Origin of the sequence: Streptomyces pseudogriseolus, from assembly GCA_002154585.1 — a bacterium.
In the GTDB taxonomy this organism is placed as follows: domain Bacteria; phylum Actinomycetota; class Actinomycetes; order Streptomycetales; family Streptomycetaceae; genus Streptomyces; species Streptomyces pseudogriseolus.
Genome location: MUNG01000187.1, coordinates 1 through 12515 on the forward strand (window position 1 = coordinate 1; position 12515 = coordinate 12515).

Here is a 12515-nt window from a genome sequence, read left to right on the forward strand (position 1 = left end):
CGAGCGGCAGCCGCTCGTCGGCGGCGAGCTTGTCGAGCAGGTCGTTGCGCTCGGCGCCCTGCTCCCGCATGGCGAGCGCGGTGGCGACGGCGTTCTCCTTGATCGCCTCGTGCGCGACCTCGCGGCCGACACCCGCGCGGACCGCGCCCATCAGCACCTTGGTGGTGGCGAGGAACGGCAGGTAGCGGTCCAGCTCCCGGGCGACGACCGCCGGGAAGGCGCCGAACTCGTCGAGCACCGTCAGGAACGTCTCCAGCAGCCCGTCCAGCGCGAAGAACGCGTCCGGCAGCGCGACCCGGCGCACCACCGAGCAGGACACGTCGCCCTCGTTCCACTGGTCGCCCGCCAGCTCGCCCGTCATCGAGGCGTAGCCGCGCAGGATCACCATCAGGCCGTTGACCCGCTCGCAGGAGCGCGTGTTCATCTTGTGCGGCATCGCGGACGAGCCGACCTGGCCCGGCTTGAAGCCCTCGGTGACCAGCTCGTGCCCGGCCATCAGCCGGATCGTCTTCGCCAGCGAGGACGGCGCGGCGGCCAGCTGCACCAGCGCGGTGACGACCTCGTAGTCCAGGGAGCGCGGGTAGACCTGGCCGACGGACGTGAACGCCTGGGAGAAGCCCAGGTGGCCGGCGATCCGGTTCTCCAGCTCGGCCAGCTTGGCGGCGTCCCCGCCGAGCAGGTCCAGCATGTCCTGCGCCGTGCCGACCGGGCCCTTGATGCCGCGCAGCGGGTAGCGGCCCAGCAGCTCCTCGAGCCGCCCGTACGCCACCAGCAGCTCGTCGGCGGCGGTCGCGAACCGCTTGCCGAGGGTGGTGGCCTGCGCGGCCACGTTGTGCGAGCGGCCGGCCATCACCAGCTCGCCGTACTCCCCGGCCAGCTTGCCCAGGCGCGCCAGCACGGCCACCGTGCGGTCGCGCATCAGCTCCAGCGAGAGCCGGATCTGCAGCTGCTCGACGTTCTCGGTGAGGTCGCGGGAGGTCATGCCCTTGTGCACGTGCTCGTGCCCGGCGAGGTCGTTGAACTCCTCGATCCGCGCCTTCACGTCGTGCCGGGTGACCTTCTCGCGCTCGGCGATCGACGCCAGGTCCACGGTGGCGAGGACCCGCTCGTAGTCGGCGATCGCCGTGTCGGGCACCTCGATCCCGAGATCCTTCTGCGCCCGCAGTACGGCGAGCCAGAGCTGCCGCTCGAGCCTCACCTTCTGCTCGGGCGACCAGAGCGTGGCGAGCTCGGCGGAGGCGTAGCGTCCGGCGAGGACGTTCGGGATACGGGGCTTGGCGGGCGCAGCAGTCACGTACAGGGATTCTACTGGCGATTCGTGCAGGCCCGCGCCACGGGGTGACCTGGAGGAACGTACGAACGGACGGTCACGCCGTCTCGAACGGCAGCAGCTCGGGACGCTTGGGCGGCAGACCGTCGCCCGAGGAGCGGCCGGTGAGCCGGCGGCCGATCCACGGCAGCAGGTGCCGGCGCGCGAACCGGACGTCCTCGACGCGCCGCGCCGCCCAGTGCGGCGGCAGCGTGGCCTCCGGGGGGAGGTGCCACTCGGGGTCCTCGGCCTCGTGGCCGAGCGCCTGCCAGACCGCCTCGGCGACCCTGCGGTGTCCCTCCCCGGTCAGGTGCAGCCGGTCCACGTCCCACAGCCGGGGGTCGCCGAGCGCGGGCGCCCCGTACAGGTCGACCACCAGCGCGCCGTGCCGGGCGGCGAGCTCGTCGACGCAGGCGAACAGCGCCTCCATCCGCGGGCGGAAGCGCTCCAGGACCGGTCCCTGGCGGCCCGGGCTGCGCATCAGCACCAGCTGCTCGCAGTGCGGGGCCAGCCGCTCCACGGCCTCGGTGAGCAGGTCCCGCACCCGGTTCATGTCGCATTTGGGGCGCAGGGTGTCGTTCAGGCCGCCGACCAGGGTGATCACGTCGGCCCCCATGGCCGCCGCCCGGTCCACCTGCTCGTCGACGATCTGCTGGATCAGCTTGCCGCGCACCGCCAGATTGGCGTACCGGAAGCCGGGCGTGACGGCCGCCATCCGGGCGGCGAGCAGGTCGGCCCAGCCGCGGTAGCTGCCGTCGGGGAGCCGGTCCGACATGCCTTCGGTGAAGGAGTCGCCCAGAGCGACGAGGCTGGTGTACGCGGGGGCGCTGGAGGCGGGGTTCGTCTGCATGGCGACGTAAATGGTAGCCCCTGGCACATACCCGCCGGTCGGTCACCGTCCCTCCGGGCATCCCTCCGGCCTTCCCTCCGGGTCCCTCCGGGCATCCCTCCGGCCTTCCCTCCGGGTCCCTCCGGCCTTCCCTCCGGGGAAGGAGCCGCTCAGGCCCGCTGCCCGAACAGCTCCCGCAGCACGTCCTCCATCGTCACCAGCCCCGCCAGCCGCCCGTCCGAGCCGAGCACGGCCGCCAGATGCGTACGGCTGCGCCGCATCGCGGTGAGCACGTCGTCCATCGGCGTGCTCTCCCGGATCCGCGCGATCGACCGCATGTCCCGCAGCCGGAACGGCGTGTCCCGCGCTGAGGCGTCCAAGGCGTCCTTGACGTGCAGATAGCCCACGATCCGGCGCTGCTCGTCCACCACCGGGAACCGGGAGAAACCCGACTGCGCCGACAGCCCCTCCAGCTCCTCCGGTGTGACGCCCACGCGCGCGTAGACCACCCGCTCCAGCGGCAGCACCACGTCCCGCACCGGGCGCCGACCCAGCTCCAGCGCGTCGTGCAGCCGCTCACGGGCCCGCTCGTCGATCAGGCCCGCCTCGCCGGAGTCCTTCACGATCTGCGCCAGCTCCGCGTCCGAGAAGGACGCGGCCACCTCGTCCCGCGTCTCCACCCGCAGCAGCCGCAGCAGCGTGTTGGCGAAGGCGTTGATCGTGAAGATCACCGGGCGCAGCGCGCGGGACAGCGCCACCAGCGGCGGGCCCAGCAGCAGTGCGCTGCGCACCGGTTCGGCCAGCGCGATGTTCTTCGGCACCATCTCGCCGAGCAGCATGTGCAGATACGTGGCCAGGGCCAGCGCGATCACGAACGACACCGCGTGCCCGGCGCCCTCGGGAACGCCCACCGCGTGGAACACCGGCTCCAGCAGATGGGCGATGGCCGGCTCGGCGACGATGCCGAGGACCAGGGTGCACAGCGTGATGCCCAGCTGCGCCGCCGCGAGCAGCGCGGACACGTGCTCGAGCCCCCACAGCACCCGCTTGGCGCGCCGGTCGCCCTCCTCGGCGTACGGCTCGATCTGACTGCGGCGCACGGAGATCAGGGCGAACTCCGCGCCGACGAAGAAGGCGTTGGCGACCAGGGTGGCCAGGCCGATCAGCAGCTGTACGGCGGTCATCGGCGGGCCCCCGGTTCGGTGTCGGCGGACGCGGACCTGCCGTCGTCCCGCTTGTCGTCGTCGCGTGCGCCGTCGTCGAGGGGCGCCCGCAGCAGTACGCGCGCCGCGCGGCGGCCCGAGGCGTCCGCGACCTCCAGCCGCCAGCCGGCCACCTCGACGGCGTCCCCGTTCTCCGGTATCCGGCCCAGCTCGGCGGCCACCAGCCCGGCCAGCGTCTCGTACGGCCCCTCCGGGGCGCGCAGCCCGACCCGGGCCAGCTGGTCCAGGCGCGCGGAGCCGTCGGCGGAGAACAGCGTGCGGCCCTCCTCGTCGGCTCCGGCCCGGGCCAGGTCGGGCGTCTCGTGCGGGTCGTGCTCGTCGCGGACCTCGCCGACGACCTCCTCCACGATGTCCTCCAGGGTGGCCACCCCTGCCGTGCCGCCGTACTCGTCGATGACCACCGCCATGGTGCGGCGGCCCGACAGCCGGTCCAGCAGCCGGTCGACGGTCAGCGACCCCGGCACCAGCAGCGGCTCGCGCATCAGCTCCGCCACGGGCACCTCGGGGCGGCGCCCGGCGGGCAGCGCGAGCACGTCCTTCACATGCGCGGTGCCGACCACCCGGTCCAGCGTCTCCCGGTACACCGGGAACCGGGACAGCCCGGTCGCGCGGGTCACGTTGGCGACGTCCTCGCAGGTCGCGCTCTCCTCCAGGGCGATCACCTGGACGCGGGGCGTCATCACGTTCTCCGCCGTCAGGTCGGCGAGGTTCAGCGTGCGGACGAACAGCTCCGCCGTGTCCGGCTCCAGGGCGCCCTCCTTGGCGGAGTGCCGGGCCAGCGCCGCCAGCTCCTGCGGGCTGCGCGCGGACTCCAGCTCCTCGGCCGGCTCCAGCCCGATCCGGCGCACCATCCGGTTGGCCGAGTTGTTCAGATGGGTGATGAACGGGCGGAACGCGGCGCTGAAGAAGCGCTGGGCGTTGCCCACCCGTCGGGCGACCGCCAGCGGTGCGGAGATCGCCCAGTTCTTCGGCACCAGCTCGCCGACCACCATCAGGAACACCGTCGACAGGCCCGTGCCGATCACCAGCGCCAGCGACCGCGCCAGCGAGTCCGAGGCGCCGAGGTCCCGCAGCGGCCCTCTGATCAGCGCGGCGATCGACGGCTCCGCGAGCATGCCGACCACCAGATTGGTGACGGTGATGCCGAGCTGGGCCCCGGAGAGCTGGAAGGTCAGACTGCGTACGGCCTTGAGCGCGCCGGCGGCCCCCCGCTCGCCGCGCTCCACCGCCCGCTCCAGCTCGGCCCGCTCGACCGTGGTGAGGGAGAACTCGGCCGCCACGAACGCCCCGCACAGGAGCGACAGCGCGATCGCCGCCAGCAGGAGGAGCACTTCGGTCATCGGGTCACCTCCGTCCCATCGTCGGGCACGGCGGGGCCGTACGCGCGGTGTCGGCGGCAACCGGAGGCGGGGCCACGGGCGGTGACACGACCTTTCGCGGAGGGCCGGACGGCCCTCACCGGGTGGAGGACGGACCAAGGTCGGCCGGCGGGCCCGCGGATCACCCGGTCAGGGGCTTCACCCAGCGCCGCCAGCGCTCCTCCGGCGCATACCCCGCCGCGCCCCAGGCATGATGGGCGGTCTCGTTGCGCTGGAGCACCATCGCGTCCGCGCGGCGCCCGCCGAGCGCCACGAACCGCTCCTCGGCGGCGGCCAGCAGCGCCGTGGCGATGCCCTGGCGGCGGTGGTCCGGGTGCACCGCCAGGCGGTACAGATGGCACCGCCAGCCGTCGAAGCCCGCGATCACCGTACCGACCAGCTCACCGCCGCGCTCGGCGAGGATCAGCGCCTCGGGGTCGCGCGCGACCAGCCGCTCCACGCCGTCCCGGTCGTCACTGATGCCGGCGCCCTCGGCGGACGTCTTCCAGAAGGCCAGCACGGCATCGAGATCGCCGGACCCCGCGGCGCGGGTCCGCAGTTCGCTGTGGAGTTCACTCATGGGGCCGATACCAGCACGGCCGCGGGGCGGTGATCCCGCAATTCCACGATGCGGACCAGGGGCCGTCCCACACGCGGTCCGGTCCACCCCCGGAAGTACCGCCCGGCGGCGCCGCCCCAATCGCGGGCACGGCCCACTCCCGGAGACGGCTCCCTGCCGGGACGGCTCCGGCCCCGGGACGGCTCCCTGCCCGGTCGGCTCCGGCCCCGGGACGGCTCCCCGCTGGGACGGCTCCGCCCCGGGACGGCTCCCTGCCGGGGCGGCTGACCGCTGGGACGCGTCACGCGCCGGCCAGCAGGCAGGCCCGCCGACGGGATGGCCCATTCGTGGGGGTGGCGGCGACTGGAGGGCCGGCCCACTCGCGGGGCGGCGCACCGGCGGGATGCCTTAGTGCCGGGCTGCCCCCCGAGGACGGCCCACCGGGGACGCTTACCGACGGGGCCAGCTCACCAGCGGGCCGGCCCGTCGGCTCACCGGCAGGTCGGCTCAGTCGCGGGCCAGCCCACCGGCAGGTCGACTCAGTCGGTGGCTTACCGCCGGGCCGGCCGGCCCGTGGGCCGCTCGGTCGCGGGGCGGCTCGCCGGCGTCGCCGTTCTCATTCGTGGGCGATCGCCTCCAGCACGTTCATCCGTGACGCCCGCAGCGCGGGCAGCAGGGCCGCCGCCACGCCCACCGCCGCCGATCCGACGACCACCGCCACGACCGTGCCCCACGGGACGGCGAACGCCGTCATGCCCTCCAGGGCCAGTACCTGCTGGATGCACACGCCCCACACCAGCCCCAGCCCGAGTCCCAGCACCGCCCCGAACACCGCGATCACCACCGACTCCAGCCGGATCATGCGCCGCAGCTGCCGCCGGCCCAGGCCGATCGCCCGCAGCAGGCCGATCTCCCGGGTGCGCTCCACCACCGACAGCGCCAGGGTGTTGACCACGCCCAGCACCGCGATGACGATCGCCAGACCCAGCAGGGCGTACACCAGGTACAGCAGCACGGCGATCTGGTCGTGCACCAGGTCCTTGTAGTCGGCCTGGTCCCGCGCCTGCACCTGCGGGTACGGGTCGAGCGCCGCCTCCAGCCGGTCGCGCAGCTCGTCCGGGGAGGTCCCGGCCGCCGCGTTGACGTACAGCGTCGAGTCCTGGCCGCCCGGCACGTACTCCTCCACGGCCGCGATGCCGAGGAACAGCCCGCCGCGCATCGCGAAGCCCTCGCCGCCCGCCATGTCGGTGAGGGCGGCCACCGTGAACTCGGCGCGGCGTGAGCCGGGGAACTCGAGCGGCACCCGGTCGCCCAAGCGCACGCCGTGCTCGGCGGCGAACCCCGCGTCCATGGCGATGCCGCCGTCGGCCAGCGCGGCGGCCGTGCCGCCCTCGGCGTACGTCACCCGGGCGACGTCGTCGACGCCGTCGTCGTACCCCGCGGCGGTGGTCTCGATCCGTTCGCCGTCCGGCAGCCGTACCGCCACCGGCGCGAACCGCTGCCGTACGACCAGGCCCACGCCCTCGGTGTCCCGCACCCGGTCGGTGATCTCCGCCGGGAACGGCATGAAGTTGGCGTTCTGGATCACGAAGTCCGCGCCCAGCGTCTTGTCGATCTGCTCGTCGAAGGACCGGGACATCGACGCGCTGGCCACCGACAGACCGCCCACCAGGGCCAGCCCCACCATCAGCGCGGCGGCCGTCGCCCCGGTACGGCGCGGGTTGCGCAGGGCGTTGCGCTGGCTCATCCGGCCCACCGCTCCGAACACCGCGGGGAACGCCGCGCCCAGCACCCGGATCACCGGCCGCACCAGCAGCGGGCCCGCGACGACGGTCGCGACCAGGGTGAGCACCACCCCGAGCCCCAGCAGGGACGCCGCCGTCGCCGTCTCCCCGGACAGGACGCAGCCCAACAGCGCCGCCGCGCCGAGTGCGCCGATCACGCCTCCGGCCACCGCGCGGGCCCGCAGCGGCCGGCCCACGCCGGCCACCTCCGCGTCGGCCAGCGCGGCCATCGGGGACACGGACGCGGCGCGCCGGGCCGGGAGGTACGCGGCGACGAAGGTGACGCCCACGCCCACGACGTACGCGGAGACGGGCGTGGCCCAGCCGACGACCATCTCGGTCGTTTTCAGATTCATGCCGAACGCGCTCATCAGCCCGATCAGCCCGAACGCCAGCCCCACCCCGGCCGCCAGACCCACCGTCGACCCGGCCAGACCCAGCAGCACCGCCTCGGTGAGCACCGACCGCCGTACCTGCCGCCGGTCCGCGCCCAGCGCCCGCAGCAGCCCCAGCTCGCGGGTGCGCTGCGCGATCAGCATCGAGAACGTGTTGACGATCAGGAACACGCCGACGAGCACGGCGATCCCGGCGAATCCCAGCATCGCGTACTTGATGACGTCCAGGAACGCGCCCAGTTCCTCGGAGGCCGTCTCGGCCGTTTCGTCCGCCGTCCGGATCGTGTAGCCCGCGGCGCCGAGTTCCGCGGTGATCCGGCGCTTCAGCTCCGCGTCGGGCACGCCCGGCGCCGCCTCGACGGAGACGCTGGTGGCCCGGTCCGCCGAGCCGAGCAGCCGGGTGGCCGCCACCTCGGGCTCCAGGAACACCAGGGCCGCGCCCGGGTTGGTGGTGGTGAAGGTGGCGATCCCGACCACCTCGACGTCGAACGAACCGGGCTGCGCCTGCACCGTCAGCGTGTCGCCGATCTCCACGCCCTTGGCGTCCGCGGTGTCCGCGTCCAGCACGGCCTCGCCGTCCCCGCGCGGGGTGCGGCCGGAGGTCAGCTCGACCACGCTGCGCTCGGTGACGTGCCAGTCCACGGCCAGGGTCGGGGCGCCGGTGGTCGGGCCCACCGACTCGTTGCGGTCGTCGACGACGGTGACGTTCTCCACCTCGACGTCCGGGTGGGCCGACGCCACGCCCTCCACGCCGCCGAGCCGCCGGGCGAGCCCGGCGGGCACCGTGGCCACGGCCCCGGTCGGCACCGCGGCCTCCAGATCCTCCCGCGGCTGCACCGTCACATCGGCGGAACTGGAGGCGAACAGCCGGTCGAACGTACGGCTTACGGTGTCGGAGAAGATCAGACTGCCCGCGACGAACGCGACGGACAGCACGACGGCGAGGGCGGACAGCAACAGCCGCCCCTTGTGCGCGAGGAAGCTCCGCAGGGTCGCCTTCAACACGACGTCAGCCCTCCCCGCCGCCGACCCCGCCGCCCGGCGTACCGCCCGCCTCCCCGTCCCGGCGCCCCGTTCCCCGAGGTGTCGCGCGGGCGACGTCGAACCGTTTCATGCGTTCCAGGACCGACTCCGCCGTAGGGCGGTGCGTCTCGTCGACGATGCGGCCGTCCGCCAGGAACAGGACCAGGTCGGAGTGGGCGGCGGCGCCGGGGTCGTGGGTGACCATGACCACCGTCTGGTCCAGCCGGTCCACCGCTTCCCGCAGGAAGCCCAGCACCTCGAGGCCGGCCCGGGAGTCGAGGTTGCCGGTCGGTTCGTCGGCGAAGATCAGTTCCGGCCGGGAGGCCAGGGCCCGCGCGCAGGCCACCCGCTGCTGCTGGCCGCCGGACAGCTGCGCGGGCCGGTGCTTCAGCCGGTCCCGCAGGCCCAGCGTGTCGATCACCTGGTCCAGCCACGCCTCGTCGGGTTTCCGCCCGGCGATGTCCATGGGCAGGGTGATGTTCTCGCGGGCGTTCAGCGTGGGGATGAGGTTGAACGACTGGAACATGAAACCGATCCGGTCCCGCCGCAGCCGCGTCAGTTCACGGTCCTTAAGCCCGGTGATCTCCGTGTCGCCGAGCCACACCTGACCGGCGGAGACGGTGTCGAGCCCGGCCAGACAGTGCATCAGCGTGGACTTGCCGGACCCCGAGGGACCCATCACCGCGGTGAAGCGCCCGCGCGTGATGTCCACGTCCACCGCGTCCAGGGCGATCACCGCGGTCTCGCCCGAGCCGTACGCCTTGGTCAGTCCGCGGGCGCGGGCCGCGGTCCCGTCGGCCGGCGCGAGGCCGGGGGCGTGCTCCGCAGCGGGTGTGGACAAGGCCGCCTCCTCCGGTGAACAGCCGGGTCGAGCATGTCGCGCCGAGGGTAAGGCGTACCGGTCCGTCCGGAACATCCCCCGTGAGTGCCGGGTCCCGGAGGTCGATGTAAGGGACACATAAGCCCGCGGAGCCGTTCGCTTGCCGCTGCTAGCGTCCCGGCGCTAGCTTCGACGTATGGCGAAGACTCAGCTGAACGTGCGCGTGGACGAGGGCACCGCCCGCGCGGCCCGGGAGCGTGCCCTGGCGCGAGGCATCAGCGTCAACCGCTACATCGAGGAACTCGTCCGGCAGGACACCGGCGAGGCCGGGCGCGCCTTCGTCGAGGCCGCCGCCGACTTCATGAAGCAGTACGAGAGCGTCTTCGCCGAGGAGTTCGGCAGGGACACCGAGGGCACGCGAGAAGGCCGCCGCTGACCCTTGGACCACGTACGCATCGACCTCGCCTGGCTGCTCATGCTCGCCGAGCAGCAGACCCCCGGCGACCCTCAGGTCACCGACTGGGGCGCCCTGATCGCCGCCGTCGCCCGGCACGACGCCGAGATATTCGACGTCCCCGTCTACGACACCCCGCACAGCCGTGCCGCCGCGCTGCTCCAGCTGCTGATCCACGTCCCCGCGCTGGAGCGCTCCAACGCGCTGTTCGCCTCCGCCGTCGCGTACGCCTACCTGGTCGCCAGCGGCCTGAAGGTCGTCATCTCGCCCGAGCAGGTGCGCGACCTGGCCCGCCTGGTCAAGACGGGCGACGCGGACGTCGACACCATCGCGGCCGAACTGCGCCGCTGGTGCGCCTGACCCCTGTGACACGCCGGATAGCGCCCGACGCGCCTGATCACCCGCCGTCGGCGCCCGCGTCCCCGACGGGCCGCCACGCGGTGCCGATGACGCAGAACGACTGCGGCAGCGCGGGCCCGTTCTCGGGGATCGTCATGCGCCGGTAGGGGCCCAGCTCGAAGCCCGCCTCCCGCAGCGCCGCGACCGGGTCCCGGGACAGATGGCAGCCGCCCGCCAGCGGCGGCCACAGCGTCCGGTCCAGCGCCCGCTGCGTGGCGTGCATGACGCGTCCGCCGCCCGCGCCGTGCTCGAAGAACCGCAGCTCACCGCCGGGCCGCAGCACCCGCCGCACCTCCGCGAGCGCCCGCGGCACGTCCCGCACGCTGCACAGCACCAGCGACAGCACCGCCGCGTCGAACGCCTCGCTCTTCACCGGCAGCGCCTCCGCCACCCCCGGCGCCACGTCCACCGGCACGTCCGCCCGCAGCGCCGCCTCCACGGCCAGCGCGCGCAGCGCCCGCTCCGGCTCCATGGCGACCACCTCGGAGACCGTGCCCGGGTAGTGGGCGAAGTTCAGGCCGTTGCCCGCGCCGATCTCGATCACCCGCCCGGACAGACCGCGGAGCAGTCCGCGCCGTACGTCCGCCATCCCCGCGCGGCTCTCGGCGGCGACGCTGAAGCGGGCGTACCAGCGGGCGAAGACCGGGTGGTGGACGGGATCCCGCACCGTCTGCGCGGAGCGGGGGGACCGCAACTGCATGGGGACCTCCCCGGGTCGGGCCTACGGCGATTCTCCCCGCCGGCCCGCCCGGCGAATCACCGCGCGCGGGCCGGCGCCTCGCGCGTGTGGAAGGCCTCGGCGTCCCAGACGCCCTCCAGCCTGGGCGCCAGCCAGTGCGGGGCGGCGGCCCGGAAGGCGGGCGGGTCCAGGCGTCCCGCGCCCTCGGGTACCGCGCCCAGCAGCGGCGCCCCGGTGACGTCCGGCAGGTCCAGCAGGTTGCAGCGGTCCGCGAGCCCCGGGCGCTCCGGCCAGCTGCCGATCACCACCCCCGCCGGGTCGAGGCCCCGCCCGCGCAGCTCCCGCACCGTCAGCTCCGTGGCGTTGAGGGTGCCGAGCCCCGCGGACGCCACCACCAGGACCGGCGCGCGCAGCAGGCCCGCCGCGTCCGCCAGCGTCCCGCCCGCGGCGTCGAACCGGACCAGCAGGCCGCCCGCGCCCTCCACCAGCACCAGGTCGTGCTCGGTGGCCAGCTTGGCGGCCCGTTCGGCGATCTCGTGCGGATGCACGGGCGCCCGCCCGGCCCGGCGGGCCGCCGTGGCCGGGGCCAGCGGCTCGGGGTAGCGGGCCAGTTCGTCGGTCGTGACCGCCCCGGCGAGCCGCGCGACCTCCGCGGCGTCCCCGGGCTCGTCCGGGCCGACACCCGTCTGCGCGGCCTTGAGCACCGCCACCGACCGGCCGCCGGCCAGCGCCGTCGCGGCGACCGCGGCCGTCACCACCGTCTTGCCGACCTCGGTGTTCGTGCCCGTCACCACCAGCACCGGCATGTCATCCCTCCTTCGCCGCCGCGCACACCGCGCGGGCGATCCGCGCGACGTCCGCGTCACCTGTTACGTACGGCGGCATCGTGTACACCAGGTCGCGGAACGGCCGCAGCCAGACGCCCTCCCGCACCGCGGCCGCCGTGGCCGCGGCCATGTCGACGTCGTGGTCGAGCTGGACGACGCCGATCGCGCCCAGCACCCGTACGTCCCGCACGCCGGGCAGGTCGGCGGCCTCGGCCAGCCCGTCCCGCAGCCCGGACTCGACGCGCTTGACCTCCGCGCGCCAGTCCTGCCCGAGCAGCAGCTCCACGGAGGCGCAGGCCACGGCCGCCGCCAGGGGGTTGCCCATGAAGGTCGGGCCGTGCGCCAGCACCGGCACCTCGCCGCGTGAGATGCCCTCGGCCACGCGCGAGGTGCACAGCGTCGCCGCCATCGTGAGATAGCCGCCGGTCAGGGCCTTGCCCACGCACATCACGTCCGGCGACACGGCCGCGTGCTCCGCCGCGAACAGCGCGCCCGTGCGCCCGAACCCGGTCGCGATCTCGTCGAACACCAGCAGCACGTCGTGCGCGTCGCACGCCTCCCGCAGCACCCGCAGATACGCGGGGGAGTGGAACCGCATCCCGCCCGCGCCCTGCACCACCGGCTCCACGATCACCGCGGCCAGTTCATGGGCGTGCCGCCCGATCAGCTCCCGCAGATGGTCCGCGTACGCCTCCTCGTACGGGCCGGGCGGGGCGTCGGCGAAGACCTGGCGCGGCAGCACCCCGGACCACAGGTCGTGCATCCCGCCCTCCGGGTCGCACACCGACATCGGGTGCCAGGTGTCGCCGTGGTAGCCGCCCCGCCAGGTCAGCAGCCTGCGCTTCTCCGGGCGGCC

12 protein-coding genes are annotated in these 12515 nt (G+C 74.3%); 2 read left to right on the forward strand and 10 right to left on the reverse strand.

Annotation, left to right across the window (positions count from 1 at the left end; translation table 11 throughout):
* The 7 genes from purB to CCN29_RS17755 all read right to left on the reverse strand — a co-directional run.
* On the reverse strand, positions 1 to 1294 hold a 1294-nt coding region (gene purB, locus CCN29_RS17725; RefSeq protein ID WP_086683026.1), incomplete at its 3' end, for an adenylosuccinate lyase.
* 73 nt (positions 1295 to 1367) lie between these two features.
* Positions 1368 to 2159 (reverse strand): SGNH/GDSL hydrolase family protein, encoded by a 792-nt coding sequence (locus CCN29_RS17730; protein WP_006135248.1) that lies wholly within the window; start codon positions 2157 to 2159, stop codon positions 1368 to 1370.
* A gap of 149 nt (positions 2160 to 2308) precedes the next feature.
* Positions 2309 to 3322, reverse strand: a complete 1014-nt coding sequence (locus CCN29_RS17735) for a hemolysin family protein (protein ID WP_031016379.1) — start codon at positions 3320 to 3322, stop codon at positions 2309 to 2311.
* Positions 3319 to 4701 carry a hemolysin family protein gene (locus CCN29_RS17740; RefSeq protein WP_006135246.1) on the reverse strand — a complete coding sequence of 461 codons (1383 nt, stop codon included), beginning with the start codon at positions 4699 to 4701 and terminating at the stop codon, positions 3319 to 3321. Before CCN29_RS17740 ends, CCN29_RS17735 begins: the two co-directional genes overlap by 4 nt.
* A gap of 160 nt (positions 4702 to 4861) precedes the next feature.
* Entirely contained in the window at positions 4862 to 5299 is a 438-nt protein-coding gene (locus CCN29_RS17745) for a GNAT family N-acetyltransferase (protein WP_006135245.1), read from the reverse strand.
* 595 nt (positions 5300 to 5894) lie between these two features.
* Positions 5895 to 8462 carry an ABC transporter permease gene (locus CCN29_RS17750; protein WP_086683029.1) on the reverse strand — a complete coding sequence of 856 codons (2568 nt, stop codon included), beginning with the start codon at positions 8460 to 8462 and terminating at the stop codon, positions 5895 to 5897.
* Positions 8463 to 8466: 4 nt separating this feature from the next.
* Positions 8467 to 9321 (reverse strand): ABC transporter ATP-binding protein, encoded by an 855-nt coding sequence (locus tag CCN29_RS17755; protein ID WP_086683032.1) that lies wholly within the window; start codon positions 9319 to 9321, stop codon positions 8467 to 8469.
* Positions 9322 to 9496: 175 nt separating this feature from the next.
* Between CCN29_RS17755 and CCN29_RS17760 the strand changes: the two genes are divergently transcribed.
* Together CCN29_RS17760 and CCN29_RS17765 are read left to right on the forward strand one after the other, a co-directional pair.
* Positions 9497 to 9736 carry a hypothetical protein gene (locus CCN29_RS17760; RefSeq protein WP_006135242.1) on the forward strand — a complete coding sequence of 80 codons (240 nt, stop codon included), beginning with the start codon at positions 9497 to 9499 and terminating at the stop codon, positions 9734 to 9736.
* A 3-nt stretch (positions 9737 to 9739) separates the two neighbouring features.
* Entirely contained in the window at positions 9740 to 10114 is a 375-nt protein-coding gene (locus CCN29_RS17765) for a hypothetical protein (protein WP_006135241.1), read from the forward strand.
* A gap of 37 nt (positions 10115 to 10151) precedes the next feature.
* On the opposite strand, the gene CCN29_RS17770 is transcribed toward CCN29_RS17765, so the two are convergent.
* The 3 genes from CCN29_RS17770 to CCN29_RS17780 all read right to left on the reverse strand — a co-directional run.
* Positions 10152 to 10853: a class I SAM-dependent methyltransferase gene (locus tag CCN29_RS17770; protein ID WP_006135240.1), complete on the reverse strand. Its 702-nt coding sequence runs from the start codon at positions 10851 to 10853 to the stop codon at positions 10152 to 10154.
* A gap of 56 nt (positions 10854 to 10909) precedes the next feature.
* A complete protein-coding gene (bioD, locus tag CCN29_RS17775; protein ID WP_031016381.1) occupies positions 10910 to 11638 on the reverse strand; it encodes a dethiobiotin synthase in 729 nt (242 codons plus the stop codon).
* A gap of 1 nt (position 11639) precedes the next feature.
* The coding region (locus tag CCN29_RS17780) for an aminotransferase class III-fold pyridoxal phosphate-dependent enzyme (RefSeq protein ID WP_086683035.1) at positions 11640 to 12515 on the reverse strand (876 nt) is incomplete at its 5' end.

Bases quoted from the DNA above. Each gene is read 5' to 3' on its own strand.
- CCN29_RS17730 (WP_006135248.1), bottom strand. From the start codon at position 2,159: ATGCAGACGAACCCCGCCTCCAGCGCCCCCGCGTACACCAGCCTCGTC.
- CCN29_RS17735 (WP_031016379.1), bottom strand. From the start codon at position 3,322: ATGACCGCCGTACAGCTGCTGATCGGCCTGGCCACCCTGGTCGCCAAC.
- CCN29_RS17740 (WP_006135246.1), bottom strand. From the start codon at position 4,701: ATGACCGAAGTGCTCCTCCTGCTGGCGGCGATCGCGCTGTCGCTCCTG.
- CCN29_RS17745 (WP_006135245.1), bottom strand. From the start codon at position 5,299: ATGAGTGAACTCCACAGCGAACTGCGGACCCGCGCCGCGGGGTCCGGC.
- CCN29_RS17760 (WP_006135242.1), top strand. From the start codon at position 9,497: ATGGCGAAGACTCAGCTGAACGTGCGCGTGGACGAGGGCACCGCCCGC.
- CCN29_RS17770 (WP_006135240.1), bottom strand. From the start codon at position 10,853: ATGCAGTTGCGGTCCCCCCGCTCCGCGCAGACGGTGCGGGATCCCGTC.
- bioD (WP_031016381.1), bottom strand. From the start codon at position 11,638: ATGCCGGTGCTGGTGGTGACGGGCACGAACACCGAGGTCGGCAAGACG.